This window comes from Aeromicrobium sp. HA, assembly GCF_027171405.1.
GTDB lineage: Bacteria > Actinomycetota > Actinomycetes > Propionibacteriales > Nocardioidaceae > Aeromicrobium > Aeromicrobium tamlense.
On the sequence record NZ_CP114372.1, the window covers coordinates 3360527 to 3386494 of the forward strand.

30 protein-coding genes and 1 tRNA gene are annotated in these 25968 nt (G+C 70.7%); 14 read left to right on the forward strand and 17 right to left on the reverse strand.

All coding sequences use genetic code 11. The features are described 5' to 3' along the window. Positions 1-2: 2 nt before the first annotated feature. Positions 3-1535: a carboxyl transferase domain-containing protein gene (locus O3S82_RS16645; protein WP_269307078.1), complete on the reverse strand. Its 1533-nt coding sequence runs from the start codon at positions 1533-1535 to the stop codon at positions 3-5. A 52-nt stretch (positions 1536-1587) separates the two neighbouring features. Between O3S82_RS16645 and O3S82_RS16650 the strand changes: the two genes are divergently transcribed. Next, on the forward strand, positions 1588-2142 hold the full coding sequence (locus O3S82_RS16650; protein WP_269304347.1) for a TetR/AcrR family transcriptional regulator: 555 nt from the start codon (positions 1588-1590) through the stop codon (positions 2140-2142). On the opposite strand, the gene O3S82_RS16655 is transcribed toward O3S82_RS16650, so the two are convergent. The 4 genes from O3S82_RS16655 to O3S82_RS16670 form a co-directional block, all read right to left on the reverse strand. Beyond that, positions 2072-2983 (reverse strand): EamA family transporter, encoded by a 912-nt coding sequence (locus O3S82_RS16655; protein WP_269304349.1) that lies wholly within the window; start codon positions 2981-2983, stop codon positions 2072-2074. The genes O3S82_RS16650 and O3S82_RS16655 overlap by 71 nt on opposite strands. 83 nt (positions 2984-3066) lie before the next feature. Beyond that, positions 3067-3552: an NUDIX domain-containing protein gene (locus O3S82_RS16660; RefSeq protein ID WP_179427472.1), complete on the reverse strand. Its 486-nt coding sequence runs from the start codon at positions 3550-3552 to the stop codon at positions 3067-3069. Between the two features lie 16 nt (positions 3553-3568). Further along, positions 3569-4375, reverse strand: coding sequence for a hypothetical protein (locus tag O3S82_RS16665; RefSeq protein ID WP_269304352.1), 807 nt, complete (start codon positions 4373-4375; stop codon positions 3569-3571). A gap of 19 nt (positions 4376-4394) precedes the next feature. Further along, complete coding sequence (locus O3S82_RS16670) at positions 4395-5900, reverse strand: MFS transporter (RefSeq protein ID WP_269304354.1); 1506 nt, start codon at positions 5898-5900, stop codon at positions 4395-4397. 128 nt (positions 5901-6028) lie between these two features. Between O3S82_RS16670 and O3S82_RS16675 the strand changes: the two genes are divergently transcribed. Beyond that, positions 6029-6550, forward strand: a complete 522-nt coding sequence (locus tag O3S82_RS16675) for a TetR/AcrR family transcriptional regulator (protein WP_179427466.1) — start codon at positions 6029-6031, stop codon at positions 6548-6550. An 82-nt stretch (positions 6551-6632) separates the two neighbouring features. On the opposite strand, the gene O3S82_RS16680 is transcribed toward O3S82_RS16675, so the two are convergent. Genes O3S82_RS16680 through O3S82_RS16695 form a run of 4 tightly spaced genes read right to left on the reverse strand, consistent with a single transcriptional unit; the run spans position 6633 to position 9745 of the window. Next, positions 6633-7232, reverse strand: coding sequence for an IMPACT family protein (locus tag O3S82_RS16680; RefSeq protein ID WP_269304356.1), 600 nt, complete (start codon positions 7230-7232; stop codon positions 6633-6635). Between the two features lies 1 nt (position 7233). Continuing rightward, on the reverse strand, positions 7234-8001 hold the full coding sequence (locus tag O3S82_RS16685; RefSeq protein WP_269304358.1) for a class I SAM-dependent methyltransferase: 768 nt from the start codon (positions 7999-8001) through the stop codon (positions 7234-7236). Between the two features lie 50 nt (positions 8002-8051). After that, positions 8052-8858 carry a crotonase/enoyl-CoA hydratase family protein gene (locus tag O3S82_RS16690; RefSeq protein ID WP_269304360.1) on the reverse strand — a complete coding sequence of 269 codons (807 nt, stop codon included), beginning with the start codon at positions 8856-8858 and terminating at the stop codon, positions 8052-8054. A 5-nt stretch (positions 8859-8863) separates the two neighbouring features. Then, positions 8864-9745 (reverse strand): MerR family transcriptional regulator, encoded by an 882-nt coding sequence (locus tag O3S82_RS16695; RefSeq protein ID WP_269304362.1) that lies wholly within the window; start codon positions 9743-9745, stop codon positions 8864-8866. Between the two features lie 126 nt (positions 9746-9871). Here O3S82_RS16695 and O3S82_RS16700 point away from each other — a divergent pair, with 126 nt between their 5' ends. Then, positions 9872-10162, forward strand: coding sequence for a WhiB family transcriptional regulator (locus O3S82_RS16700; RefSeq protein WP_179424212.1), 291 nt, complete (start codon positions 9872-9874; stop codon positions 10160-10162). Further along, the gene (locus O3S82_RS16705; protein ID WP_269304364.1) at positions 10162-10464 is read left to right on the forward strand and encodes a DUF4235 domain-containing protein; all 303 of its coding nucleotides are present in this window, start codon (positions 10162-10164) and stop codon (positions 10462-10464) included. The genes O3S82_RS16700 and O3S82_RS16705 overlap by 1 nt, the downstream gene beginning before the upstream one ends. Before the next feature lie 157 nt (positions 10465-10621). On the opposite strand, the gene O3S82_RS16710 is transcribed toward O3S82_RS16705, so the two are convergent. Beyond that, positions 10622-10704: transfer RNA gene (locus O3S82_RS16710), tRNA-Leu, on the reverse strand. Positions 10705-10899: 195 nt separating this feature from the next. Between O3S82_RS16710 and O3S82_RS16715 the strand changes: the two genes are divergently transcribed. From O3S82_RS16715 to pknB, 6 genes are read left to right on the forward strand one after another with little or no spacing between them, the layout of a single operon-like run. Then, complete coding sequence (locus tag O3S82_RS16715; RefSeq protein ID WP_269304365.1) at positions 10900-11610, forward strand: FhaA domain-containing protein; 711 nt, start codon at positions 10900-10902, stop codon at positions 11608-11610. Then, complete coding sequence (locus O3S82_RS16720; RefSeq protein ID WP_269304366.1) at positions 11607-12092, forward strand: FHA domain-containing protein FhaB/FipA; 486 nt, start codon at positions 11607-11609, stop codon at positions 12090-12092. The genes O3S82_RS16715 and O3S82_RS16720 overlap by 4 nt, the downstream gene beginning before the upstream one ends. Further along, entirely contained in the window at positions 12093-13412 is a 1320-nt protein-coding gene (locus O3S82_RS16725) for a PP2C family protein-serine/threonine phosphatase (protein WP_269304367.1), read from the forward strand. Continuing rightward, positions 13409-14794 (forward strand): FtsW/RodA/SpoVE family cell cycle protein, encoded by a 1386-nt coding sequence (locus O3S82_RS16730; RefSeq protein WP_269304368.1) that lies wholly within the window; start codon positions 13409-13411, stop codon positions 14792-14794. The genes O3S82_RS16725 and O3S82_RS16730 overlap by 4 nt, the downstream gene beginning before the upstream one ends. Continuing rightward, positions 14791-16257 (forward strand): peptidoglycan D,D-transpeptidase FtsI family protein, encoded by a 1467-nt coding sequence (locus O3S82_RS16735; RefSeq protein ID WP_269304369.1) that lies wholly within the window; start codon positions 14791-14793, stop codon positions 16255-16257. Before O3S82_RS16730 ends, O3S82_RS16735 begins: the two co-directional genes overlap by 4 nt. 31 nt (positions 16258-16288) lie before the next feature. Next, positions 16289-18031 (forward strand): Stk1 family PASTA domain-containing Ser/Thr kinase, encoded by a 1743-nt coding sequence (pknB, locus tag O3S82_RS16740; RefSeq protein WP_269304370.1) that lies wholly within the window; start codon positions 16289-16291, stop codon positions 18029-18031. A 6-nt stretch (positions 18032-18037) separates the two neighbouring features. On the opposite strand, the gene O3S82_RS17385 is transcribed toward pknB, so the two are convergent. Further along, positions 18038-18781 carry a DUF881 domain-containing protein gene (locus tag O3S82_RS17385; RefSeq protein ID WP_396336565.1) on the reverse strand — a complete coding sequence of 248 codons (744 nt, stop codon included), beginning with the start codon at positions 18779-18781 and terminating at the stop codon, positions 18038-18040. Between the two features lie 64 nt (positions 18782-18845). On the opposite strand from O3S82_RS17385, the gene O3S82_RS16750 reads away from it, so the two are divergent. After that, on the forward strand, positions 18846-19094 hold the full coding sequence (locus tag O3S82_RS16750; RefSeq protein WP_269304371.1) for a cell division protein CrgA: 249 nt from the start codon (positions 18846-18848) through the stop codon (positions 19092-19094). 66 nt (positions 19095-19160) lie between these two features. On the opposite strand, the gene O3S82_RS16755 is transcribed toward O3S82_RS16750, so the two are convergent. Then, entirely contained in the window at positions 19161-20033 is an 873-nt protein-coding gene (locus O3S82_RS16755; RefSeq protein ID WP_269304373.1) for a rhomboid family intramembrane serine protease, read from the reverse strand. After that, entirely contained in the window at positions 20030-20560 is a 531-nt protein-coding gene (locus tag O3S82_RS16760) for a peptidylprolyl isomerase (RefSeq protein WP_269304375.1), read from the reverse strand. Before O3S82_RS16760 ends, O3S82_RS16755 begins: the two co-directional genes overlap by 4 nt. Positions 20561-20733: 173 nt before the next feature. On the opposite strand from O3S82_RS16760, the gene O3S82_RS16765 reads away from it, so the two are divergent. After that, positions 20734-21507 (forward strand): enoyl-CoA hydratase/isomerase family protein, encoded by a 774-nt coding sequence (locus O3S82_RS16765; RefSeq protein ID WP_269304377.1) that lies wholly within the window; start codon positions 20734-20736, stop codon positions 21505-21507. Between the two features lie 84 nt (positions 21508-21591). On the opposite strand, the gene O3S82_RS16770 is transcribed toward O3S82_RS16765, so the two are convergent. Then, complete coding sequence (locus tag O3S82_RS16770; RefSeq protein ID WP_269304379.1) at positions 21592-22569, reverse strand: type IV toxin-antitoxin system AbiEi family antitoxin domain-containing protein; 978 nt, start codon at positions 22567-22569, stop codon at positions 21592-21594. A gap of 225 nt (positions 22570-22794) precedes the next feature. Between O3S82_RS16770 and O3S82_RS16775 the strand changes: the two genes are divergently transcribed. Both O3S82_RS16775 and O3S82_RS16780 read left to right on the forward strand, forming a co-directional pair. Then, complete coding sequence (locus O3S82_RS16775) at positions 22795-23256, forward strand: hypothetical protein (RefSeq protein ID WP_269304381.1); 462 nt, start codon at positions 22795-22797, stop codon at positions 23254-23256. Beyond that, positions 23256-23459, forward strand: coding sequence for a helix-turn-helix transcriptional regulator (locus tag O3S82_RS16780; RefSeq protein WP_179427434.1), 204 nt, complete (start codon positions 23256-23258; stop codon positions 23457-23459). Before O3S82_RS16775 ends, O3S82_RS16780 begins: the two co-directional genes overlap by 1 nt. A 1-nt stretch (position 23460) precedes the next feature. On the opposite strand, the gene O3S82_RS16785 is transcribed toward O3S82_RS16780, so the two are convergent. From O3S82_RS16785 to glyA, 3 genes are read right to left on the reverse strand one after another with little or no spacing between them, the layout of a single operon-like run. After that, positions 23461-23802, reverse strand: coding sequence for a DUF3817 domain-containing protein (locus O3S82_RS16785; protein ID WP_269304383.1), 342 nt, complete (start codon positions 23800-23802; stop codon positions 23461-23463). A gap of 9 nt (positions 23803-23811) precedes the next feature. After that, complete coding sequence (locus O3S82_RS16790) at positions 23812-24549, reverse strand: SURF1 family protein (RefSeq protein WP_269304384.1); 738 nt, start codon at positions 24547-24549, stop codon at positions 23812-23814. Further along, a complete protein-coding gene (gene glyA / locus O3S82_RS16795) occupies positions 24546-25823 on the reverse strand; it encodes a serine hydroxymethyltransferase (RefSeq protein WP_269304386.1) in 1278 nt (425 codons plus the stop codon). Before glyA ends, O3S82_RS16790 begins: the two co-directional genes overlap by 4 nt. Between the last annotated feature and the right edge of the window lie 145 nt (positions 25824-25968).

The window sequence follows — 25968 nt, forward strand, 5'->3', positions numbered from 1 at the left end:
TCTCACATCCGGAAGACGCCGAAATTCGGCGCGGGAACGGGGGCGTGCGCGGCGGCGGCGAGGCCGAGCGCGAGGACGCGGCGGGTGTCGCCGGGATCGATGATCCCGTCGTCCCACAGCCGCGCGGTGGAGTAGTAGGGCGAGCCCTGCGTCTCGTACTGGTCGCGGATCGGCGCCTTGAACGCCTCCTCGGCCTCGGGCGACTCGAAGTCGCCGCGCACGGTGGCGAGCACCGATGCGGCCTGCTCGCCGCCCATCACCGAGATGCGCGCGTTCGGCCACATCCACAGGAAGCGCGGGTCGTAGGCGCGGCCGCACATGCCGTAGTTGCCGGCGCCGAACGAGCCGCCGATGACGACGGTGAACTTCGGGACGACGCTCGAGGCGACGGCCGTGACGAGCTTGGCGCCGTCCTTCGCGATGCCGCCGTTCTCGTACTCCTTGCCGACCATGAAGCCGGTGATGTTCTGCAGGAACACCAGCGGGATGCCGCGCTGGTTGGCCAGCTCGATGAAGTGCGCGCCCTTGAGCGCCGACTCGCTGAACAGGATGCCGTTGTTGGCGATGATCGCCACGGGCCAGCCGTCGATGTGCGCGAAGCCGCAGACCAGCGTGTCGCCGTAGAGCGGCTTGAACTCGTGCAGGCGCGAGTCGTCGACGATGCGGCTGATGACCTCGCGGACGTCGTACGGCGTGCGCGAGTCGACCGGGACCACGTCGTAGAGGCCGTCGGGGTCCTCACGCGGCGGGAGCGCCTCGCGGCGGGTGATCGTGGACTGCTGCGGACGGGCGAACGTGTCGACGATCGAGCGGACCAGCTGCAGCGCGTGGTCGTCGTCGTCGGCGAGATGGTCGACCACGCCCGAGACCTTGGCGTGGACCTCGCCGCCCCCGAGCTCCTCGGCCGTGACGACCTCTCCCGTCGCGGCCTTCACCAGCGGCGGGCCGCCCAGGAAGATCGTGCCCTGGTCGCGGACGATCACGGTCTCGTCACTCATGGCGGGCACGTAGGCGCCGCCGGCGGTGCACGAGCCGAGGACGGCCGCGACCTGGGGGATGCCGCGCGACGACATCTGCGCCTGGTGGAAGAAGATCCGGCCGAAGTGGTCGCGGTCGGGGAAGACCTCGTCCTGCATCGGCAGGAACGCGCCGCCGGAGTCGACCAGGTAGAGGCACGGCAGGTGGTTGTCGGCCGCGATCGTCTGCGCGCGCAGGTGCTTCTTCACCGTGAGCGGGTAGTACGTGCCGCCCTTGACGGTGGCGTCGTTCGCCACGATCACGCAGTCGCGGCCCGAGACGCGGCCGATGCCGGTGATGATGCCCGCGCTCGGCACGGCGAACGGGTCGTCGCCGTACATCCCGTAGGCGGCCAGCGCGCCGACCTCGAGGAAGGGCGACCCGGGGTCGAGCAGCCGGTCGACCCGGTCGCGCGGCAGCAGCTTGCCGCGCCCGACGTGGCGGTCGCGGGCCTTCTCGGAGCCGCCCAGGCGTGCGGTCGCGGTGCGCTCCCGCAGCTCGGCGACGAGCTCTCGCATGTTCACGGCTCGAAGGTTAACACTCATTAACCTGCGCTGCTATGCTCCTTCCGTGAGCCGGCGCGAGCAGATCCTCGAGACCGCGGCCGGACTGTTCGCCGAGCGCGGCTACCACGGCGTCTCGGTCAACGACATCGGCGAGGCGTGCGGCATCTCCGGCCCCGCCCTCTACAAGCACTTCGCCGGCAAGGAGGACCTGCTGGCGCAGTCGCTGACCTCGATCAGCGAGCGCTTGCTGTCGGAGGGGCGCCGCCGCCGGGCCGAGGCCCCCGACGCCTCCGCCGCGCTCGACGCCCTCGTCGCCTGGCACGTCGAGTTCGCCCTGACGCACCCGGCGCTCATCGTGATCCAGGACCGCGAGTGGTCGAACCTGCCCGAGCAGGCGCAGGCCGCCGTGCGCGAGCTGCAGCTGGCCTACATCGACGCGTGGGTCGAGACGCTGCGCGAGCTGCGGCCCGACCTCGACCGAGGCACGGCCCGAGCCGCCACCCAGGCGGTGTTCGGCCTGATCAACTCCACGCCGCACTCGGCGCGGATCAGCTCGGACTCGATGGCACGACTGCTGGCGACGATGGCGCGGGACGCGCTTCTCGCCTCCGGAGCGTGACCGTCGCGACCGCGACGCCCACCATCATCACGACGCCGCCCACCCACTCGAGCGTGCTGGGCACCTCGCCCAACGCAGCCCACGCCGCGGCGACCCCCACCGGCGGCACCAGCAGGATGTAGGGCACCACGCTGGCCGCGGGGTAGGACGCCATGAGGCGGTTGAAGATCGTGTAGCCGACCAGCGACGCCAGCACGACCGTGTAGAGCGTGCTGCCCCAGGCGGCGAGGCCGAAGTTCCCCAGCGCGTCTCCGATCTCGGCGGGACCCTCGAACAGCAGCGACATCGCCAGGCAGGGCAGCGGCACGACGAGCGCCGACCAGACCACGAGCGACAGGCCCGAGGGCACCTTGGCCGCCCGGGCGATGACGTTGCCGATCGCCCACGAGAGCGCCGCGCCGACGGTGACGAGCAGCGGCACGAGCGGCGCGTCCTGGTGGAAGCCCCACGCGACGATCGCGAGACCGGCGGTGCCGATGGTGGCGCCGATCGCCTGGCGACGCGAGGCGCGCTCGCCCAGGACGGCGGCGGCGATGAGGATCGTGAAGATGACCTGGGCCTGCAGCACCAGCGCGGCCAGGCCGGCGGGCATGCCGATCGCCATCGCCAGGTAGAGCAGGCCGAACTGGCCCAGGCTCATGAACAGGCCGATGCCGAGGACCGAGCGCAGCGGTGCCTGCGGCCGGGCCACGAAGAACACGAGCGGGAACGCGACGAGGGTGAACCGGATCGCGAGGAAGAGGAACGGCGGCACGTCCTGCAGGCCGACGTGGATGGCCACGAAGTTGCAGCCCCACAGCACCGCGACGAGCACCGCGAGAAGACTGTCGCGTCGGGTCACCGGACCATGCTCGCAGGGCGCCGAGCGCCGCACAGCGGAAGGGCCCGCCAGGTTGCGTCAAGATCGCGCCACGGGGCGGTGGGTCACAGGGGCAGCGAGATCACCGCGGGTACCGGGGTGCCCGTCGCGAGGAGGTCGAGCACGTCGCGCTCGTGCGGGACGAACGGCTCGGGCAGCGCCGACAGCGGGTACCAGCCCATGTCGGAGGCCTTGTCGGCCTCGCGCAGCTCGGCGTCGCCGCCCCACTGCGTGACCTCGAAGAAGAGGTCGATCCGCTGCTCCACCTGGGGGCCCCCGCGCTCGAAGCGGTGGATCGCGGTGAGCGGGTGAAGATCGTCGGGCGCGATCGAGACGCCGGCCTCCTCCTCGGCCTCGCGGACGGCGGCCTCGTGCACGGACTCGCCCGGGTCGACGTGGCCGGCGATCACGGCCCAGTAGCCGTCGCGGTAGCCCGTGCCGTGCCGCCGCTGCACGAAGACCTCGTCGCCACGGCGCAGCACCACGTAGGCGGCGGCGACGAGCAGCGAGCGGGAGTCGGCGTGGTCGTCCAGCGGGTAGTGCTCGGTCATCGCGCCAGTGTGTCACTCACGGCCGACACCGCTCGCGGTAGAAGTCCTCGAGGGAGGCGCGCACGTCGTCGGCCAGGTCCAGCGTGAAGTAGGCGTGCTCGATCTCGGCGGTCCTCACGCGCACGCCGAAGCGCGAGCCGACCTTGTCCTCGGCCACGACGTGCGGATCGCAGCGCCCCATGACGACCTCGAGCCGCAGCCGCTGGGGCCGGTCGAGCGGCAGCTCCACCTCGGTGGGCGTGGCGGGCCCGAACGCGAACCGCAGGGTCGGCGCGAGGCCCAGGAGGACGACCTCGTTCGGCCCGCGCGGCTCGAGGTCCAGCGGCGCCGACCACGTGTCGCCGATGACCTCGGGCGTGCCGACGGTGACGGTCGTGGCCTCGGCGAACGCCTGCTCGCCGCAGTCGCCGTCGACGAGGTCGCGCAGCACGCCGTACGGATCAGCGACGGGCACCTTCGAGCGCCGCTCCTCGTCGCCGTACCGGTAGGTGAAGTCCGCGACCGCCTCCAGCTCCTTCCCCTCGGGGCAGGTGCCGGCCGGCGGATCGACGTCGATGCCCGTGCCGAATCCGGGTCCGATCTCCTCCTCGCCGTCCCACTCGACGGCCTCGGGCCAGCGATTCGACTCCAGCCGCATCGCCGAGATCGTGAGGTCGCGCCGCGTGTCGTTGCGGATCGCCACCGCGATGTCGCGGGTCAGCCGCTTGCCGCGGTACTGCATCACCTGGGCGGTGAAGCCGTCCGGCGGATCGCTCGGCTCGGGCGCGCCGGAGCACCCGGCAGCCACCAGAAGAGCTGCGACGAGCGCGATCCGACCCCGCATGGGCCGAGTGTAGGTCCGCTCAGCCGTGCCGCAGGGTGCGTCGCGAGACCAGCGCCGCGGCCAGCGCGACGAAGATCGCGGCGCCGGCGGTGAACTGCACGCCGAGGTCGAACGCCGAGGCGGCCGACGCGTGGATCCAGCCCTCGACCGGCGCGCCGAACTGCTCCGCGAACTGCAGGGTGCTGCCGAGGGTCTCGAACGCGTTCTCCTGCTCGCCGAACTTCGCCACCGCGGGCACCGTGAGGTGCGAGCGGAAGGTCGCGGTCAGCACGCTGCCGAGCACGGCCGTGCCCAGCACGGCGCCGATCTCGTAGGCGGTCTCGGAGATCGCCGACGCGGCACCGGCCTTCTGCGGGGGGACGCTCGACAGGATGAGGTCGTTCGTGATCGTCTCGGCCAGGCCGATGCCGATGCCGAGCACCGTGAACGCCACGGCGACCGACAGGACCGTCGGGTGACCGGTGAACGCGGCGATCGCGTAGCCGCTCGACGAGAGCATGAAGCTCAGCGGCACCAGCGTGCGCACCGGCACCCGCTCGACGAGGCGCACGGCGGCGAAGCCGGCCACCATCGTGGCCACCGAGCCCGGCACCAGGACGAGCGCCGACTCCAGCGGCGACAGGCCCAGCACGAGCTGCAGCAGCTGCGCGCCGAAGTACAGGAAGCCCGCGAGCGCCATGAGGCTCAGCGCGTTCGCGGCCAGCGCGCCGCTGAAGACCGGGTTCCGGAACAAGGAGAGGTCGAGCATCGGGTTCGCGCTGCGCTGCTGGCGGCGGACGAACAGCCAGCCCGAGGACAGGCCGAGGGCGAGCGCCGCGAGGGTGACGTCGTCGAGACCTGCGCTGGCGCCGTGCTTGATCGCGTAGACCAGCGGCACCATCGCCAGCAGCGACAGCAGCACCGAGATCGGGTCGAACGGGCCCGGCTGCGGGTCGCGCGACTCGGGGATCACGGCGAGCGCCAGCGGCACGAACACGATGATCAGCGGGACGTTCAGCAGGAAGACCGAGCCCCACCAGAAGTGCTCGAGCAGGTAGCCGCCGACGACGGGACCCAGGACGGCTCCGCCGGAGAACATCGCGGCCCACGCGGCGATGGCGGTGCGGCGGTCGCGCGCGTCCTCGAAGATGTTGCGGATCAACGACAGCGTCGACGGCATGAGCGTCGCGCCGAAGAAGCCGAGCAGCGCGCGGCCGGCGATCAGCATCTCGGGGGTCGTGCTGAACGCGGCGATCGCCGAGGCCACGCCGAAGCCGACGGCGCCCACGACGAGCAGGCGGCGCCGACCCACGCGGTCGCCGAGGCTGCCCATCGCGATGAGCAGGCCGGCCAGCATGAGGGCGTAGACGTCCACGATCCACATGAGCTGGTTGCCGCTGGGGCGCAGCTCGCGGCTGATCTCGGGCAGTGCGAAGGAGAGCACCGTGTTGTCGACGGAGACGAGCAGCACGGGCAGCATCAGCACGGCCAACGCGAACCACTCGCGTCGGCCGGCACGGTGCGTGGCGGGCGTGTACGTCGTCATGGACGCAACTGTACCGTCCAGACGGTACAGTTCCAAAATGACTCTGATCACAACGCTTTCCGGTGATCGGGGTCACGTGATCGTCGTGTTTCGCCCTCGCCGGCTCGACGATCACTAGGCTGGGCCGCATGGCCGAGGAACGCAGCACCCGTGACCGCGTCCTCGACGCCTTCGAGCGACTGCTGGTCGGCGCGGGCAGCCGGGCGGCCACGCTCGACGCCGTCGCGGCCGAGGCCGGCGTCTCCAAGGGTGGTCTGCTCTACCACTTCCACAGCCGCGAGGCGCTCGTCGATGGGATGGTCGAGCGGCTGCGCGAGCAGGCGGCGCGCGACGTCGAGCAGATGCGCTCCGCCCCTCAGGGTCCGGTCGCGTTCTACCTCGAGACCTCGGTGGACACCGGCAGCGACTTCGACCGCGCCCTCATCGCGGCCTCGCGCATCGCCCAGGAGCACGACCACGGCGCCCGCACGGCCCTCGCCGACATCCGCGACGCCTGGTTCGGCGTGCTCAACGACCACCTCGCCGACGAGGCGCTCGCGCGCACGATCCAGCTGATCGGCGACGGGCTCTACTTCGACGACACCACCGGCCTGGGCAGCCCCGACGCCCTCGGCCACGTGCGCGAGGTCCTGGGCCGCCTCGGCCAGTGACTGAACGAGGTTTCCTGTCACTTCACGTGGTTCGCAAACCTCGTGAAGTGACAGTTTCCCCGGTTAACCGGGGAAACCTCCCCTACGAATCGCGCCAGACGGGCTCGAGGGTCTCGAAGGGCAGCCGGTCGAGGACGGCGAGGTCGGCGGTGGCGACCTCGTAGGAGACCTCGGCCGCGCCGTAGGCGACGGCGAGGACGTCGGTGTCGCGGCGCAGCCGGCTCTCCATCGCGCCGACCTCGGTGACCGGGACGGTCACGCGCGCCCGCTGCCACAGGACGCGCTGGCGCGTGCCGGCGACGTCGAGCGCGGCGGCCGTGGCGTCGGCGTACGCCCGGGCGAGACCGCCGGTGCCGAGCAGCGTGCCGCCGAACCACCGCGTGACGACGGCGACGACGTCGCTGACCTCACGCCCGGCGAGGACCTCGAGCATCGGCCGGCCGGCGGTCCCGGAGGGCTCGCCGTCGTCGTTGCTGCGCCGCAGCGCACCGTCGGGACCGATGACGAACGCGGTGCAGTGGTGCCGGGCGTCGTGGTGCGTCGACCGCACCTCGGCGATCAGCGCCCGCGCCGACGCCTCGTCCTCGACCCGGCCCACCCGCGCCAGGAACCGCGACCGCAGCACGACGATCTCGGCCTCGGCGAAGCCGCCGACGGGCCGGTCGATCGTGCGGTACGACACCTCAGCGCTTGCGCAGTTCCAGGAAGATCGAGGGACCGAAGTCGCTGGCCGCGAGCGGCTTCTGCAGCACGCGCTCGACCGCGACGAGGGCGTTGGTGGGCACGATCCGCTTGAGCTTCTGGCTGCGCAGGTTCGAGACCGAGAGCTTGCGCTCCAGCACGAGGCCGGCGGCGGCCAGCTGGCTCACGACGGTGTCGATGTTGTGGTTCACGAAGGCGATCGCGTCGGGCTCGTCGGCCGCGACGGTGCGGATGCTGACGGGCTCCTTCGGGAGCGCCTTGCCGGCCTTCTTGAACGCACGACGGTTCTTGAAGTGTCCGTAGTTCGCGACCTCGATGATCGCGGTGCCGCCCGGCGCGAGGACGCGCGCGATCTCGGCGAACTCGTCGGTGGGCTCGGGGATGTGGTGCATGACGCGCACCATCGTGATGAGGTCGAGCTCGCCGTCCTCGAACTGCAGGGCGTCGGCCTGCTGGCGCGCCTTGATGACGTCGGTGCCCTCGAGGAACTTCTCGGCGGCGTCGAGCTGGGTCTGGCTGGGCTCGGCGAGCGTCACGCGGTCGGCGTACTCGCGCAGCAGCAGGGCGAGGCGGCCGAAGCCACCGCCCACGTCGGCGGCCTTGGCGAATCGGCGGCCCTGGAGCAGACGACGGATCGCGACCTGCTCGGCGGCGTTCTCGTAGTCGCGGTTGTTCCAGTACTGGGTGTAGTCGTACCCCCGGTCGTACTGGTCGGCGACCTTCTTGCTGGGCTTGTTGTCCTCGCTCACCGGGCAAACCCTAGCAATCCGGACCCCACGTCCCGAATCGCGCGACGGCTTCAGCGACCGAAGGTGCGCGGGCCGAACTCGGGCTCGGTCTTCTCCATGCCCGCCTTGCGCGCAGCGGCCGTGTTGGGCGCCTTGAACATGGCCTTCTGCAGCTTGCGCTCGAGGGCGAACGCGCGGCGCGGGGTGGCGCGACGCGTCTCGTTGAGGAGCCTCTTGGAGGCCGCGACGGAGTCGGGGGAGCGCGTCAGCAGCTGGTCGATCAGCTCGAGCGCGGGCTTGGTCGGGTCGTCGGCCACGCCCGAGGCGATGCCGTACTCGACGGCCTGCTCGCCGGAGAAGACCTCACCGGTCATCACGAGACGCTTGGCGAGGTCGGCGTTGACCAGCTCGGCCAGGGCGACCGTGCCGCTCATGTCGGGGACCAGGCCCCACTTGGCCTCGAGGATCGACCACTGGCAGTCGGGCGTGGTGAAGCGGAAGTCGGCCGCGAGCGCCAGCTGGATGCCCCCGCCGAAGACATGACCGCGGGTGACGGCGATGACCGGCACCGAGAGCTCACGCCAGGCCCACAGCGGCTGCTGGAACTTGTTCGTGCCCTTGAGGGGGTTGGGCAGGAAGTACTTGGCGACGCGCTTCTTGTCGGTCATGACCTGCCCGAAGTCCAGGCCCGCGCAGAAGGACGGGCCGCGGCCCTCGAGCAGCACGGCGCGCACGTTCGGGTCGGCCTCGATGCGGTCGGCCGCCTCGAGCAGGCCGTCCAGCACGCCGAACGTGATGCCGTTCAGCTTGTCCGGGCGGTTGAGCCAGACGCGGGCGATGGGCCCCTCGATCTCGGTGACGACGTGCTGTTCGCTCATGGGGCTCAGGGTAGGGGGTCGCCGAGCGCGCGCCGCAACTGCTGCACCGTCTCGGTCAGCGAGTGCGACGTGGCGACGCCGTGCGGCCAGCCCGTGCCGCCGAGGAAGAGGTGCGTGCGCTTGCCCAGGGCGGCGAACCGCTCCAGCTCCTCCTCGCCCGGGACGATGACCGAGGACCACAGGAAGACGACGTCGGGCTCGCTGCTCTCGACGAACTGCTCCAGCGAGTCCATGGGCAGCCGCGCGCCGAGCTCGGTCCAGGCGTGACCGTGACGGGCCAGGGCCGCGCCGAGCGCGACGACGGGCAGCTTGTGCTGCTCGTCCTCGACGCTGGCCAGCACCACACGCGCCGGGCCCTTCGTCGGGTACTGGTGCGCGGCGGCGCGCAGGGCACTGAGCACGCACGCGGTGACGAGGTGCTCCGCGGCGACGCCGATCCGTCCGTCCTCCCAGTGCAGGCCGATCTCGATCATGGCCGGTGCGATGGCGGCGTCCCAGGCCTCCTCGATCCCGAAGCGGTCGATCGCCTTCTCGGCCGCCTCCTGGACCCGCGCGGCGTCGAGCTCCTTGGCGCCCTCGATGATGTCGAAGACCGCCTGCTCGTGGGCCGAGGCCCGCAGGCCGGCCGGTCCGGCGCCGACGATCGCGGCGAGCTCGTGGGGCGACAGGCGCTTGACCCGCTCGGCCGCGTCATGCGCCGGAATCCCCGATTCGATGAAGCGTGCCATCGTGGCGACGCGGTCCGCGTCGACGATCGTGTAGCGGCGGTGACCGCCGGCGGTGCGGAAGGTGGGACCCACTCCGTAGCGGCGCTCCCACGTACGAAGAGTGGGCGCGGCAATGCCCAACATCTCGGAGAGAGTCCCCACGGTCCAGCGGCGGTGCATGGGGAAATCATAAAACCTATTCAAGTCGCTTGCCTAGTGAATAGGTTGAGTAGTACGGTCGGACTACTCACCGAGTTGTGCACCCAGCTCGCGTCAGTCCTCACCCTTGGGGAAGGGGCAGGAAACATGGTCAACATCAAGCGACTTCCGTCGCCCATCATCGAGTCCTACGAATGGCAGTGGGAGGGCGCCTGCATGGGTGCCGACTCCTCCGTCTTCTTCTCGCCCGAGGCCGAGCGCGGGATGAAGCGGCACCGCCGTGAGGAGAACGCCAAGGCCGTCTGCGCCACGTGCCCGGTCATCGACCGGTGCCGTGAGCACGCGCTCGCCGTTCAGGAGCCGTACGGCGTCTGGGGCGGTCTCACCGAGTCCGAGCGCACCGAGATCCTCGCGGGCCGTCAGGTGGCCGTCGGCTGATGGCCGCGTCCAAGCCCGCGAAGTCCAGCACGTCGGCGAAGATCCTGTACCAGCCGGTCGGGCTCATCTCGTCGATCCTCGCGGGACTCATCGCGTCGGCGGTGTTCAAGCAGGTCTGGAAGCGGGCCAGCCCGAACAGCGAGGGCGATCCGCCAAACCCGACGCAGTCCGAGTTCCCGCTCAAGGAGATCTTGCTCGCCGCCGTCATCCAGGGCGCGATCTTCTCCGGTGTTCGCGCGCTCGTCCAGCGACAGGGCGCCCGCGCGTTCGCCAAGGCGACGGGCGAGTGGCCCGGCGACTGAGCGCACGACCCCGCGACCGACCGGGTCCTCCTCCTGCCGGTCGACGCACACCGATGATGGCCGCGGGACTCCACCCCGCGGCCATCGTCGTGTCCGCGGTGATCGGTCCCCGAGCACGAGAAAGGGCCGGATCCCTGAGGATCCGGCCCTTCTGCTGTGCGCGAGGGGGGATTTGAACCCCCACGCCCTTGCGGACACTGGCACCTGAAGCCAGCGCGTCTACCATTCCGCCACTCGCGCGTTGATCCGGTGAACCGGACCGACGTCAGAGTCTAACAGGCAGCGTCGGGGACGCGAACTCGGCGGGTCCCCCTCCCGCGATCCCGGGCGTGTGCGGCGGGTCGCAGCCACGGAGGACGCCGTTCTGGCCCCGTGTCGATACGATCGACAGGACCGACCGTCGTCGATGTGGCATGCCCGAGGAGGTGAGCACCTGTGGCCGGAGTCCTGCAGCGCTTCGAGAAGCGCCTCGAGGGTGCCGTCACCGGGGCGTTCGCGCGTGCCTTCCGCAGCGCGGTGCAGCCCGTCGAGATCGCGGCGGCCCTCCAGCGCGAGGTCGACCAGAACGCGTCGGTCCTCAGCCGCGAGCGCACGCTCGTGCCCAACGACTTCACCGTGGAGCTCTCGCCGGCCGACCACGACCGCCTGGCCCCCTACGGCGCCACGCTGGCCACCGAGCTGGCCACGCTGCTCAAGGAGCACCTCGCCGAGCAGCACTACACCGCCGCCGGCCCGCTGCACATCGAGTTCGCCCTCGACGAGGCCCTGCACACCGGTCGCTTCACGATCGTCAGCGCCTCGAACGCGTCGGTCACGCCGGTGCGCGGCGAGCCGATCACCGACACCGCCGTCCGACGCGCCAAGGTCGTCCTCGACATCGGCGGCCTGCGCCACCCCGTGAACCCGCCCGGCATCACGATCGGCCGCGGCTCCTCGGTGGACCTCAAGATCGACGACCCGGGCATCAGCCGCAACCACGCCGAGATCTCGTTCCTGGGCACGGGCGTGGAGATCCGCGACCTCGGCTCCACGAACGGCGTGATCGTCGACGGCCGCCGGGTCGACGCCGCGTTCCTGCGCAACGGCTCGTCCGTCCGCCTCGGCAACACCACGATCTCCGTGCAGATCAGCGAGGAGGTCGTGTGAGCGAGCTGACCCTGACCCTGATCAAGCTCGGCTTCCTGGCCGTGCTGTGGCTGTTCGTGCTGTCGGCCGTCTCGGTCATCCGCACCGACATCTTCGGCACGAAGGTCCAGGCGGCGAAGGCGCCCAAGGGGCAGAAGGCCCAGAAGCAGGCGAAGCCCGAGAAGGCCCGTCGCAACCGCAAGATGCGGGGTGCGCCCAGCATGCTGCAGGTCGTCGACGGTCCCAACGCCGGCCAGAGCGTGCCGCTGGGCACCGAGCCGATCCTGCTCGGCCGCGGCACCGACGCCGCGATCCGCCTCGACGACGACTACGTGTCCACCCGTCACGCCCGCTTCGCCACCAACGGCGAGCAGTGGTTCGTCGAGGACCTCGGCTCCACGAACGGCACCTACATCGGCAGCCAGCGCGTCACCTCCCCGGTGCCGGTCGCGCTCGGCACGTCCGTGCGACTGGGCAAGACGATCGTGGAGTTGCGCAAGTAGATGGCGCCGCTGACCTACCGCTACGTGGCGCTGACCGACGTCGGTCTGCGACGTTCGAACAACCAGGACTCGGGCTACGCCAGCCCGCGCCTGCTGGTCATCGCCGACGGCATGGGCGGTGCCGCGGCCGGCGACCTCGCCTCCTCGGCCACGCTCGCCGAGATCCGCGAGCTCGACCGCGACCTCGACCCCGAGGACGACGGCGACGCGCTCGAGGCCCTGCGCACCGCGGTGGCCACCGCGAACCACCGGCTCGCCCAGCTGATCGCCGACGACCCCGCGGTCGAGGGCATGGGCACCACGCTCGAGGCGATGCTGTGGGACGGCGAGAAGCTGGCCGTCGCCCACATCGGCGACTCGCGCGCCTACCGCCTGCGCCAGGGACGTCTCAGCCAGCTGAGCATCGACCACACCTTCGTGCAGAGCCTCGTCGACGAGGGACGCATCACGCCCGAGGAGGCGCGCGTCCACCCGCACCGCTCGCTGCTGCTCAAGGCGATCCTGGGCCGCGACGACTTCGAGCCCGACTTCACGTGGCTCCAGCCCGCCGCCGGCGACCGCTACCTGCTGTGCAGCGACGGCCTCACCGACATGGTCGACGACGAGACGATCGAGCGGACGATGAAGCTCGAGACGATCGACGCGGCCGCCACCGAGCTGGTCCGGCTCGCGCTCGAGGGCGGCGGCTACGACAACGTCACCGTGGTCCTGGCCGAGTTCGTCGACGGCGAGGAGCCGGTCGACGAGAGTCTCGTCTGCGCCGACGGCCGGCCCCAGATCGTGGGCGCCGCCACCACGCAGCCACGCCCGCGCACGGGCTCGGTCCGGGCCGCCACCGCTCCGGCCACGCTCCCGGCCGGAGCCGACGACGCCGTCGAGCCCGACCCCGAGGAGCTCCGCTACGCGCCGCGTGCCGCGCCCCGCCGCCGCGGCCTCACGTGGCTGCTCGCGATCCTCGTCATCCTGGGCCTCGTCGGCGGGGCCGGCGCCTACGCCTACGACTGGTCGCAGCGCCAGTACTTCGTCGCGCCGTCGGGCGACCAGGTCGCGATCTACCGCGGCGTCGACGTCGACATCCCCGGACTGACCCTCAAGACGGTCGACGAGGTCACCCGCATCCAGATCGACACGCTGCCGCCGTACCAGCGCGACCGCGTCGCCGCGGGCATCGCCGCCGCCGATCACGCCGAGGCCAAGCGCATCGTCACCAACCTCAGCATCCAGGTCACCGAACCGACCCCCACGCCGACGCCGACCCCCACCGCCACGGCCTCGCCGCGTCGCACCCCGGCCACGTCCGCGCCGACGGAGGCACCATGAGCTCCCCGGGCGCCACCCCCGCCTGGATCCCCCGCAAGCGCCGCACCGCCGAGCTCGGACTGCTGCTGCTGGCGATCGCGATCGGCATCGGGTCCTACGCCGCCGTCGGCCTGGGCATCGACGGCACCGTTCCCGCGGGCATCTACACGGTCGGCGCGGTCTACGCCGTCGTCGCGCTCGGTGCCCACCTCGCCGTGCGCCGCTTCGCCGGCTACGCCGATCCCGTGCTGTTGCCGGTCGTCGTGGCGCTCAACGGCATCGGCCTGACGATGATCTACCGGATCGACCTCGGCCTCGAGGCCAACGGATCGGGCTTCGGCCCGTTCGCGCAGGGCCAGTTGCGCTGGACGATCCTGGGCGTCCTCATGTTCGTCGCGGTGCTCGCGCTCATTCGCGACCACCGCCGCCTGCAGCAGTACACCTACACGTTCGGCCTCGGCGCGATCGTGCTGCTGGTGCTGCCGATCCTGCCCGTCATCGGCAACGCGAAGCGCGGCGCGCAGATCTGGATCCAGCTCGGCCCGTTCAGCTTCCAGCCCGCCGAGGCCGCCAAGATCGCGCTGGCGATCTTCTTCGCCGGCTACCTCGTGGCCAAGCGCGACGCGCTCGCCCTGGCCGGCCGCCGGGTGCTCGGCGTCGACCTGCCGCGCGGCCGCGATCTCGGCCCCATCCTGCTGGGCTGGCTCGTCAGCGTCGGCATCCTCGTCTTCCAGCGCGACCTCGGCTCGTCGCTGCTGTTCTTCGGCCTCTTCGTCGTGATGCTCTACGTCGCCACCGAGCGGCCGGGCTGGCTCGTCGTCGGCGGCCTGCTGTTCGCGGCGGGCGCCTGGTTCGGCTACGCGGCCTTCGGGCACGTGCGCGACCGCTTCGACGCCTGGCTCGACCCGTGGGCCGACCCGGACAAGAACTACCAGATCATCACGGCGCTCTACGGCCTCGCGCACGGCGGCCTGCTGGGTCGCGGCTGGGGCCAGGGCAGCCCCGAGATGACGCCCTTCGGCTTCTCCGACTTCATCCTGTCCTCCATCGGCGAGGAGCTCGGCCTCACCGGCCTCATGGCGGTGCTCGTGGCCTACGGCCTCATCGTCGAGCGCGGTCTGCGCATCGCGCTGACCTGCCGTGACGCGTTCGGCAAGCTGCTCGCGGTGGGCCTGTCGGTCTCGTTCGCGCTGCAGGTGTTCGTCGTCGCCGGCGGCGTCATGCGCCTCATCCCGCTGACCGGCCTGACGGCGCCGTTCCTGGCCGCCGGCGGCTCGTCGATCATCATGAACTGGATCATCGTCGCGCTGCTGCTGCGCATCAGCGACCAGACCCGCCGTCCCGCCCCCGAGGTCTCCACGATCAGCGGGGACGACCAGACGCAGGTGGTGAAGCTCTCGTGAACAAGCCCGTGCGCGCCATGGCCATCGTGTGCCTCCTGATGTTCCTGGCCCTGCTGCTCAACGCCAACGTCGTGCAGTTCGTCCAGGCCGACGACCTGAACGCCAAGGAGGGCAACCGCCGCGTCATCGACGAGCAGTTCAGCCGCGAGCGCGGCGCGATCATCGTCGACGGCGAGCCCATCGCGCAGTCCGTGCCGGTGAAGGACAAGTGGCAGTTCCAGCGCAAGTACACCGACCCGAAGCTGTACGCGCCGGTCACCGGCTACTTCTCCTACATCTACGGCCGCGAGGGCATCGAGCAGTCGTACAACGACATCCTGTCCGGCAGCGACGACCGCCTGTTCGTCAACCGCGTCATCGACGTCATCTCCAACGACCAGCCGCAGGGCGGCAGCGTGGAGCTCACGCTCGACCCGGCCGCGCAGAAGGCCGCGTTCGACGGCCTGGCCGACCTCGGCGAGAAGACGCGCGGCGCCGTCGTGGCGCTCAACCCGCAGAACGGCGACATCCTCGCGATGGTCAGCCAGCCCACGTACAACCCCAACGCGCTCGCCAGCCACGACCTCGACAAGGTCACCACGGCGATGCGGCGCCTGGAGAACGACGAGAACCAACCGCTCATCAACCGCGGCACGCAGACCACGCTGCCCCCGGGCTCGACCTTCAAGGCCGTCACGGCGGCTGCCGGCATCGAGGACCTCGGGCTGAAGGCCGACGACGACGTCCGCGGCGGCGCCACCCTCGGCTTCCCCGGCATCGACTACAAGCTCACCAACCAGGGCGGCAGCGACTGCGGCGGCAACCCGATCACGTTCGAGCGGGCCCTCGAGGTCTCGTGCAACGTCTCGTTCGGCTGGATGGCCGGCAAGGTCGGCCAGGACAAGCTCGCCGAGCAGGCCACGAAGTTCGGCTTCGGCTCGCGCCCGCTGGACGACCTCGCCTCGGCCGCCAGCCGCTTCACCGCCGACCCCGACGCCGAGCTCGAGGCGCCGCAGCTGGCCCAGTCCGGCATCGGCCAGTACGAGGTCGCCGCCACGCCGCTGCAGATGGCCATGGTCGCCGGCACGGTGGCCAACGACGGCGTGCTGATGAAGCCGCGCGTCGTGCGCACCGTCCGCGCGCCGAACCTGTCGATCCTCGAGCAGCCCGAGCCGCAGGAGCTGGAGCGGGCGATGTCCGCGGGCGACGCCCGCGAGCTCAACGACATGATGGTCGCGGTCGTCGACGACGGCACCGGCTCGCCCGCGGCCATCCCCGGTGTGAAGGTCGGCGGCAAGACCGGCACCGCCGAGTCGGCGCCCGACCGCCCGCCCTACGCCTGGTTCATCAGCTTCGCCCCGGCGGACGACCCGCAGGTCGCCGTGGCGGTGCTGGTCGAGTCCGCACAGAACACCAGCGACATCGGCGGAGGCCGCCTCGGCGGCCCGATCGCCCGCTCCGTGATGGAGGCGGTGCTGCGATGACCACCATCCACCCTTTGGGAGACTGGACACCATGACCGAGACTGACGCGTACATGAGCCCGCTCGGCGACCGCTACCAGGTCGGCGAGCTGGTCGGCCGTGGAGGCATGGCCGATGTCAGGGCCGGACACGACATGCGCCTGGGCCGCCCGGTCGCCATCAAGCTGCTGCGCGCCGACCTGGCCGCCGACGAGACGTTCCAGGAGCGCTTCCGCCGCGAGGCGCAGTCCGCGGCCTCGCTGAACCACCCCTCGATCGTCGCCGTCTACGACACCGGCGAGGCCACCGACGCGTCCGGCGCCCACGTGCCGTACATCGTGATGGAGCTCGTCGAGGGCCGCACGCTGCGCGACGTCCTGCGCGACGGCCGCAAGATCCTGCCCGAGCGCGCCCTGTCGATCACCGCCGACATCCTGGCCGCCCTGGACTACAGCCACCGCGCCGGCATCATCCACCGCGACATCAAGCCCGCCAACGTCATGCTGACGCCCGAGGGCAAGGTCAAGGTGATGGACTTCGGCATCGCCCGCGCGATCGCCGACACCTCCAGCGCCATGACCCAGACCGCGGCCGTCATCGGCACCGCGCAGTACCTCTCGCCCGAGCAGGCGCGCGGCGAGACCGTCGACGCCCGCAGCGACATCTACTCCACCGGCTGCGTGCTCTACGAGCTGCTCACCGGCCGTCCGCCGTTCGTGGGCGACAGCCCCGTCTCGGTGGCCTACCAGCACGTGCGCGAGGAGGCCCGTCCCCCGTCGCAGCTGAACCCCGACGTCTCGGTCGAGGTCGACCACGTCGTCGCGAAGGCGCTCGCCAAGCGCGTCGACGACCGCTACTCCAGCGCCGGCGACATGCGCAAGGACATCGAGCGTGTGCTGGCCGGCGGCTCGGTCGACGCGCCCACGCAGGCCGTCACGGCCGTCGGCGCCGCCGGGGCCACCCAGGTCGCGCCCGCCGTCGCCGCGCCCGTGCTGCCGCCCGCCTCCGAGGAGGAGGAGAAGAAGAAGGGCGCCGGCAAGTGGTGGGCGCTCGCGCTCGTGCTGCTGGCGATCGCGGCTGCGGTGGGCATCGCGCTGATGCTCAACGACAAGGACCCCGAGGTGAACACGCCGCAGGTGGACGTGCCGCGCGTGGAGGGCCTCGACGTCGAGACCGCCACCAACCGGCTCGAGTCCAAGAACCTCGTCGTCGGCGACACCAGCGAGCAGACCAGCGCCGACATTCCGAAGGATCAGGTCATCTCCACCGACCCCGAGGCCGGCACCACCGTCGACGAGGGCACGACGGTCGACCTGGTCGTCAGCGCCGGGCCCGAGCTCGTCGACATCCCGAACCTCACGAGCTACTCGTACGACGAGGCCAAGGACCTGCTCGAGGGCGACCGGTACGGCCTCAAGGTCGAACGCCAGAACACCGACAGCGACCAGCCCAAGGGCCGTGTCCTGAACAGCAACCCGCCCCCGGGCACCCAGGTCGAGCGCGGCAGCACGGTCACACTCATCGTGTCCCGCGGTCAGGTCGACGTGCCCAACGTCGTCGGTCAGTCCGTCGACGCGGCCACGAAGACGCTCGAGGACGCCGGCCTGAAGGTGTCGGTGCAGGACGACCCGAACGGCACGGCGCCCGACGGCACCGTCACCGCGCAGAGCCGCGAGCCGGGCTCGATGGTCGCGCCGGGCACGACGATCACCCTCACGGTGTCGCGTCCGCCGGAGCCCGAGACCGAGCCGACGCCCGACCCGAACGGTCCGCCGACCACGCTGCCCACCCCCTGAGGGGACTCAGTCCACGACGGTGGCGTGGCTCATCGACACGCTGCCGCCGTAGGCGGGCGCCTTCACGACGTCCACCTCGCGCTGGTCGAGGCCGAGGCCGTACTTCTGCGCGTACTGCGTGTAGGTGGTGACCTCGGGCGACTCGGTCATCGCGCCGCGCAGGCGGCTACGGTCGCCGATCGCCTCGATCACGTAGGGCGGCGAGTAGGGCACGCCGTCGAGCACCACGGTGTTGCCGACGCACTTGATGCCCGTGGTGGAGATCAGCCGCTGCCCCTGCAGCGTGATCGCCTCGGCACCGCCGGCCCACAGGGCGTTCACGAACGCCTGGATGTCCTGCTGGTGAACGACGAGCAGGTTGGGATCGAGTCCGGGGACCTCCACCGAGCGCGGAGCGTCCTCCAGGGCGATGCGCAGACCCGGCCCCTCGACGGGCGTCAGGCCGGCCGGGTCGGAGAGCCGCGTGACGCGACGCGCCTCGCGGCGCAGGTCCGCGTCGTCGGCGCGGCCGGTGAGCTCGTCGACCTCGCGCTGCAGCCGCGCGGCCTCGCCGCGACGGTTCTCCACCTCGTGGGCGCGGTCGCGCACCACCGAGTTCAGGTCGCCGCCGGCGGGCCTCAGGTCGGAGCCATCGGAGGTCACCGCGGCCGCCACCAGGACGATGCCGCACACGCAGGCGAGGACGAGGCCGAGCAGGCTCCACCTGCTGACGACCTTGATCTTCCCCTCCTCGCGTGGAGTTTCCGGCACGACGACTAGGCTAGCGGGGTACGACACACAGCGGCCGTCCCAGCCGCCCGACCGGGAGATGCTCGTGTTCAACAGGTTCAAGCGCAAGTCCGTCGACGACAACGGCCCCAAGCCGGTGCGCATCGGCAACCGCTGGGCGGCTCCCCTGATGGTCGCGTGCGCGGTCATCGGCCTGGCCTGGATCGTCGTCTTCTACACGATCTCCAACACCGACGTGACGATCCCCTGGTACAGCGACCTCGGTGGCTGGAACCTCATGATCGGCATGGGCTTCATCCTCGCCGCGTTCGGCTTCGCGATGAAGTGGGAGTGAATCACACCCCTGTGATTCCCCACAGGCTGTGCACACGGCTGTGGACAAGGTGTGGACGCGGGCGCTTCAGCTGAGGATCATGAAGCGCCCGGCGAGGTCGCTCGTGCGCCAGAACACGGCGGCGACGAAGGCCGCCCAGAGCACCACGAACGTCGCGACCTGCACGAGCGTGCGGCGCTCACGCGGCGCATAGGCGAACACCAGGCCGAGCACGAGGCCGGTGAGGAAGCCGCCGAGGTGGCCCTGCCAGCTGATGCCCGACTGCAGGCTGATCAGGCCGTTGATCGCCAGCAGGACGAGCATGCCGGTGATGTTCTGGCGCGTGCGCACGAGGAAGACCAGCGCCAGTCCGAACAGGCCGAAGACGGCACCGGAGGCGCCGATCGTCAGGGTGCGGAAGTCGGTGAGCAGGTAGACCAGCACCGACGAGCCCACGGCGAGCGTCAGGTACGTGAGAATGAACCGGACGCGCCCGAGGGTCTGCTCGACGAACGGGCCGAACAGGTACAGCGCGTACATGTTGAACGCGAGGTGCAGCAGTCCGCCGTGCAGGAAGGCCGCGGTCACGAGACGCCAGTACTCGCCGTGGGCGACGCCGTGGACCTCGCCGTCGTAGACGCCCAGGCCCAGCATCGCGCCGTCCTGGAAGAAGCGGCCGCTCGTGCCGCCGGTGACCATGACGATCAGCTGGGCCGCGACGTTGAGAGCGATGATCACCATCGTGACCGCGCCGGTGTTGGTGGAGATCGCGCCTCCGGCCAGCGTGCGCGGCTGACGCACCGACGCCTGCCCCTGCTTCACGCACTCGGGGCACTGGAAGCCGACGCTGGCCTCGCGCATGTCCTCAGGACAGATGTAGCGCGAGCAGCGCTGGCACTGGATGAACGCAGGCCGACCCGGATGGCGGTAGCAGGTCTGGCCGGCGTTCTGGTCGGTCACTTCTCGATGGTGACGGACTCGATCACGACGGGCTGGGTCGGACGATCGAAGCGATCGGTCTCGACCGCGGCGATCGCGTCGACGACAGCGCGGCTGTCGGCGTCCTTGACCTCACCGAAGATCGAGTGCTTCCGGTTGAGCCAGTCGGTCTTCGCGACCGTGATGAAGAACTGCGAGCCGTTCGTGCCGGCGCCGTTGGGCTTGGTGCCCGCGTTGGCCATGGCGAGCAGGTAGGGACGGTCGAACTGGAGCTCGGGGTGGAACTCGTCGTCGAACTCGTAGCCCGGGCCACCGCGGCCGTCGCCGAGCGGGTCGCCGCCCTGCAGCATGAAGTTGGAGATCACCCGGTGGAACGTGAGGCCGTCGTAGAAGGGCTTCGTCGACACCGAGCCGGTGGCGGGATCGACCCATTCCTTGGTGCCCTCGGCCAAGCCGACGAAGTTCGCCACCGTCTTGGGTGCCTGGTGGTCGAACAGCTCGATCTTGATGTCTCCACGGTTGGTGTGGAGCGTGGCGATGGTGGGCACTTCACGTCCTTTCAGGGGTTGGTTCCATCCTTGCACGAGACGCCGAACGTCTCCCGCTAGCGTGGGGGCATGTCGAGACTGGTGTTGCTCCTGATCGCTGCCGCGGCGGCCGTCGTGGTCGTCCGCAAGGCCACCGCCGAGCGCGGCGGCTCCTACGATCCGAGGATCGATCGGTGACCGTCGACCTGCACTCCGAGGGTGGTGTGACAACGCTCACCTTCTCCGCCCCGCCCGTGAACCTGTACTCGCTGGAGTTCCACCACGAGTTCGACGCGGCCCTGGATCGCGTGGAGGCCGAGCCGCCCCGCGTGCTGGTGGTGCGCGCCGAGGGCAAGCTCGTGTCCGGCGGCGTCGACGTGGCGCAGTTCCACGCCCGCACCACCAAGGCCGCCACGCGCGAGCTCTACGACCGGATGATCGAGCTGCCCGAGCGGTTCGCGGCGCTGGACGTTCCCACGATCTTCGTCGCGCACGGCCTGACGCTGACGTGGGCGTTCGAGGTCGCGCTGGCGTGCGACGTGCTGCTGGCCTCGGAGAGGGCGAAGTTCGGCCTCGTCGAGCGGGTCATCGGGCTGACGCCGACCATGGGCGGAACGCAGCGGCTCGCCGGCCGCGCGGGTGTCGCGCGCGCCAAGGAGTTCGTGTTCACGGGCGCGCCGTTCGACGCCGCCACGCTCGAGCGCTGGAACGTGGTCAACCGGGTCTTCGCTCCCGACGAGCTCGACGCCGGCGTCGCGGCCTTCGCCGCCGACCTGGCCTCCGGCCCGACCCGCGCGTTCGGCGCCGCGAAGCAGATCCTGCGCGAGTTCGAGGCCTCCGGCGTCTCGGGCTCCATCGCCCGCACCACCGAGATCGCCGCCGAGCTCTTCGACACCGAGGACCTCCAGCACGGCATGGCCTCCTTCCTCGCCGACGGCCCCGGGAACGCCACGTTCGTCGGGCGGTGACGTGACAGTTTCCCCGGTTAAGCGGGGAAACTGTCACTGACGGAGGTTCGCGAACCTCGTGAAGTGACAGGAAACCTCGTGAAGTCAGGCGAGGACGGTGGGCGAGAGGCGGCCATGAAGGCGACGCGACTGCTCGAGGGCTGCCAGGATCCGCTGGCAGGTAGCCCGAGGCGAGTGCAGGTCGGACCACACCCAACGGCTCATCCCACGGCCCGTCTCGCGAATGCGGTCCTCGCGGCGCTTCTCGTCGACGATCACCTGACCGAGGTTGCCGCCGCCGTACGGGTTCAGACGGCCGTACTTGAGTAGGCCGTCGAACTCGCCGCAGTGCCAGAAGTCCTCCCAGTCGAAGTCCACCCGACCGAGCGAGACTCCGTTCGCGTCGAAGTACTCCACCTGCATCCGGGGAACGGGGACACCGCCCATACGAAACATGTAGAGGGAGCGGAGCTCCCCAACGGTCTCGCACTCCGGGGTGGCCCAGATGACGGACAGACGAACTTTGGCAACGCCGGGCCATCGCGCCATCGCGCCGAGGCGATCGTGCAGCTCTTCCGGCGTCACACCATGCCGTAGCGCGAGGGACGTCTGGATGAGGCCGGCCTCCGTGCCGGCGACCACCGCCGTCTCGAGCGCAGCGCGCCCAGGGACCACGAGGAGGTGCCCGTCGACCTCGACGATGTCCTCGTCCGGCAGGGTTCCCCCGTGATGGGTCACCTTCGCCTCGGCACGGGCGGTCGTCCGACCCAGACGCGTCACATGGACCTGGCTCAGGTCGAGGCCGTACGAGACGCCGCTGTGGATCACCGAGGCGGACTGGTGGCTGAGCACGACTCCCGAGGGCAGCTTGTCCTGCACCGCGAAGGCCAGCAGCCGGTGCCTCTCCTCCGGCGAGAGGTCGGCGTGTCCGCGCGGCGCGTACGTCCCCGGGCGGATTCGCACGATGAGCTCCTGCCGGAGCGCGTCCTTGATCTGGCGGTCGGACACGCCCAGGTCGAGCAGATCGGGACGCAGGATGTAACCACCCCGGCGATCGGCCAAGGTCTCGAAGAAGGGCTCCATTCGTGAACTCTCGCGGATCCCAGCCACGAGAACGGTCCTGACTTCGGACCCTGTGGACAACGCGGCACGTCGTCCACGAGCCCCGACTTCGCGAGGTTTCCTGTCAGTTAGTGAGGTTTGCGAACCTCGTTAAGTGGCGGTTTCCCCGCTTAACCGGGGAAACCGTCATTCACCCGACGTCAAGGGTGCTTGACTGTCAAGCGACCTTGACCCTACGGTGGGGGCATGAGCGAACGGGTGGAGACGCGGGGGTACTGGGGGCGGGCGCGGTTCGGTGGGGGGCCGGGGGTGCTGCTCGGGGTCTGCGTGGCCGTCGCTCTGGTGGTGTCGGGCGGGGTCGCGGCGTGGGCGCTGGCGGCGCTCGACGGGACCCGGCGCGAGGAGATCATCGTCTTCGCGGTCGTCGCGCTGCCGTGGATCTTCGCGCTGACGTGGGTCGTCCTCGTCGACCGGACGAGCCTGCGCGACGCGGTCGACCGGCCCGACGACACGATCGAGGCCCAGTGGCTCCAGCGCGCGCAGAGCGGCGCGTTCACCGACCTGCTGCTGGTCCTCGGGCTCACGCTCGTCGCCGGGGTCATCGTCGACCTCGACGTGTCGCTGCGGAACGGACTGATCGCGCTGACGGCGTTCGCGATGGGCGACGTCGTCGTGCGGATGCTGTGGCTGAAGCGTCGGGACGGCTGATGCGCAACCACGTCCCGCGGCTCCGCGAGGAGCGCGGCTGGTCGCAGCGCCGGCTCGCCGACGAGCTGGGCGTGTCGCGGCAGACCGTGATCTCGATCGAGAAGGGCCGCTACGACCCGTCGCTGCCGCTGGCGTTCCGGCTCGCGGCGGCGTTCGACTGTCGGATCGAGGACCTGTTCGAGCCCGACCCGGCCGAGGACTGACTCAGGCGGTCGCGGGGGAGGAGGCCCGGGAGGCGTGCACGCTGTGGGTGGTGCGGCGCTCGGACCAGAACGACACGAGCGGGATGCACGCCAGGACGATGACGCTGAGCATGTAGCCCCACGACCACTTCTCGCGCAGGGTCAGGCGGGCGACCAGGACGATCAGCACCATGAAGAGGAAGCCGTGCAGCTGGTCGATCACCAGGAAGGTGTCCTGGTGGCGGTTCCACCACGAGCCCTCGTCGGTGGCGATCTTGCCGATGAAGCCGGCCATCACGATGAGGAGGTTGAGTCCCACGATGGTCGCCATGACCTGGTAGGCGCGCAGAAGTCGGTCGTTCACCGCCCCAGCCTATCGATCTCGGCCAAGCACCATCTCACGCGCCATGCGCCACCACATGAACAGCGCGAAGGCCGCGAAGACCCACCATTGCAGGCCGTATCCGAGGTTGCGGCCGCCGGCGGTCCACGACACGTCGGCCTCCGGGACCTCGGCCACGTCGAGGCCGCCGGCGACGGCGGGGTCGGTGGAGATCGCGAAGCCCGACCACAGGTCGGCGTAGCCGAGCTCGTTGAGCAGCGTGGGGATCCGGACCGAGCCGATCGTGCGCGCGGTGGGGTCCCAGCCGGACGCGGACTCCTCACCCGGCTGGAGGACGGCCTCGAACGAGGTCTCGCCGACGGGCACGTCGGGGAACGTCGCGGAGGCCTCGGGCGCCCAGCCGCGCACGACCATCAGCTGGGCGTCGCCGACCGTGACGGGAGCCAGCAGCCACACGCCGGTGGCGCCGTCCTGCTCGCGGTCGGTGACCCAGAGCTGCTCGGACGCCGGCCGGAACGTGCCGGTCACCGTGACCGGACGCTGGTCCTGGTCGGTGGTGAAGATGTCGCCGGGTCCCCACACCGACTCGAGGGGGACCGCCGCGGAGGTCTCACCGGCCTCGGCGCGCTCGTCCTCCTGACGTTGGTCGTACGCACCCAGTTGCCACGTACCCATGAACAGGCAGAACCCGATCGCCGCGATGGCGAACAGGTGCAGGCCGAGGACGGCCGGGCGGAACCACGCACCCACCCCCGGCCGGTCGTTCACGACGTGAACGGCTTGAGGCCGGGGTAGAGCGGGAAGCGCTCGGCGAGCACGTGGGTGCGCTTGCGCAGACCCTCGATGTCGACCTCGCCCGGCTGGAGCGCCGCGGCGATGATCTCGGCGACCTCGCGGAACTCGTCGGCGCCGAAGCCACGCGTGGCCAGGGCCGGCGTGCCGATGCGCAGACCCGAGGTCACCATCGGGGGACGCGGGTCGTTCGGGACCGCGTTGCGGTTGACCGTGATGCCGACCTCGTGGAGGCGGTCCTCGGCCTGCTGACCGTCGAGCTCGGAGTTGCGCAGGTCGACGAGCACGAGGTGCACGTCGGTGCCACCGCTGAGGACCTGGATGCCCGCGGCCACCGCGTCGTCAGCGAGCAGGCGGTCGGCGAGGATGCGCGCACCCTCGATCGTGCGCTGCTGACGCTCGGCGAACTCGGGCTGGAGCGCCATCTTGAACGCCACGGCCTTGGCGGCGATGACGTGCTCGAGCGGGCCGCCCTGCTGGCCGGGGAACACGGCCGAGCGCATCTTCTTGGCGATCGTCTCGTCGTTCGTGAGGATCGCGCCGCCACGCGGGCCGCCGAGGGTCTTGTGCGTGGTGGTGGTGACGATGTGCGCGTGCGGCAGCGGGCTGGGGTGCAGGCCCGTGGCCACGAGGCCGGCGAAGTGCGCCATGTCGACCCACAGGATCGCGTCGACCTCGTCGGCGATCGCGCGGAACGCGGCGAAGTCGAGCTGACGGGGGTACGCCGACCAGCCGGCGATGATGACACGGGGGCGGTGCTCGATCGCGAGCGCGCGCACCTCGTCCATGTCGACCAGACCGGTCTCGGGGATCACGTGGTACGGGATCGGGTTGTAGAGGCGCCCGGAGAAGTTGAGCTTCATGCCGTGCGTGAGGTGACCGCCGTTGGCCAGGTCGAGGCCCAGGATCGTGTCGCCCGCGGTGGCGATGGCGTGCAGGGCGGCGGCGTTGGCCGAGGCGCCCGAGTGGGGCTGCACGTTGGCGTAGTCCGCGTCGAAGAGCTGCTTGAGCCGGTCGATGGCCAGCTGCTCGACCTGGTCGACGAACTCGCAGCCGCCGTAGTAGCGCTTGCCGGGGTAGCCCTCGGCGTACTTGTTCGTGAGCACGCTGCCCTGCGCCTCGAGGGCGGCGACGGGAGCGAAGTTCTCCGAAGCGATCATCTCGAGCGTCGTCTGCTGGCGGACCAGCTCGGCGTCGAGGAGCGCGGCGATGTCGGGATCGAAATCGGCGAGATGCTGGTCGTGGCTCATGGTCCGAGGATATCGCCCGCTCCGCGAGCCCAGATCCGCGCGCCCCTCGGGAGCGTAACCAAAACGCAACCGTCCTGTGGATGGCCGCGACTCCGCGACGGGAGTAGCGTCGCAGCGAGTGTCCGGATGGTGGACACAACTCCGG

Bases quoted from the DNA above. Each gene is read 5' to 3' on its own strand.
- O3S82_RS16775 (WP_269304381.1), top strand. From the start codon at position 22,795: ATGAGCGAACGGGTGGAGACGCGGGGGTACTGGGGGCGGGCGCGGTTC.
- O3S82_RS16700 (WP_179424212.1), top strand. From the start codon at position 9,872: ATGGTCAACATCAAGCGACTTCCGTCGCCCATCATCGAGTCCTACGAA.
- O3S82_RS16660 (WP_179427472.1), bottom strand. From the start codon at position 3,552: ATGACCGAGCACTACCCGCTGGACGACCACGCCGACTCCCGCTCGCTG.
- glyA (WP_269304386.1), bottom strand. From the start codon at position 25,823: ATGAGCCACGACCAGCATCTCGCCGATTTCGATCCCGACATCGCCGCG.
- O3S82_RS16690 (WP_269304360.1), bottom strand. From the start codon at position 8,858: ATGAGCGAACAGCACGTCGTCACCGAGATCGAGGGGCCCATCGCCCGC.
- O3S82_RS16780 (WP_179427434.1), top strand. From the start codon at position 23,256: ATGCGCAACCACGTCCCGCGGCTCCGCGAGGAGCGCGGCTGGTCGCAG.
- pknB (WP_269304370.1), top strand. From the start codon at position 16,289: ATGACCGAGACTGACGCGTACATGAGCCCGCTCGGCGACCGCTACCAG.
- O3S82_RS16730 (WP_269304368.1), top strand. From the start codon at position 13,409: ATGAGCTCCCCGGGCGCCACCCCCGCCTGGATCCCCCGCAAGCGCCGC.
- O3S82_RS16670 (WP_269304354.1), bottom strand. From the start codon at position 5,900: ATGACGACGTACACGCCCGCCACGCACCGTGCCGGCCGACGCGAGTGG.
- O3S82_RS16695 (WP_269304362.1), bottom strand. From the start codon at position 9,745: ATGCACCGCCGCTGGACCGTGGGGACTCTCTCCGAGATGTTGGGCATT.
- O3S82_RS16725 (WP_269304367.1), top strand. From the start codon at position 12,093: ATGGCGCCGCTGACCTACCGCTACGTGGCGCTGACCGACGTCGGTCTG.
- O3S82_RS16770 (WP_269304379.1), bottom strand. From the start codon at position 22,569: ATGGAGCCCTTCTTCGAGACCTTGGCCGATCGCCGGGGTGGTTACATC.
- O3S82_RS16675 (WP_179427466.1), top strand. From the start codon at position 6,029: ATGGCCGAGGAACGCAGCACCCGTGACCGCGTCCTCGACGCCTTCGAG.
- O3S82_RS16665 (WP_269304352.1), bottom strand. From the start codon at position 4,375: ATGCGGGGTCGGATCGCGCTCGTCGCAGCTCTTCTGGTGGCTGCCGGG.
- O3S82_RS16705 (WP_269304364.1), top strand. From the start codon at position 10,162: ATGGCCGCGTCCAAGCCCGCGAAGTCCAGCACGTCGGCGAAGATCCTG.
- O3S82_RS16645 (WP_269307078.1), bottom strand. From the start codon at position 1,535: ATGCGAGAGCTCGTCGCCGAGCTGCGGGAGCGCACCGCGACCGCACGC.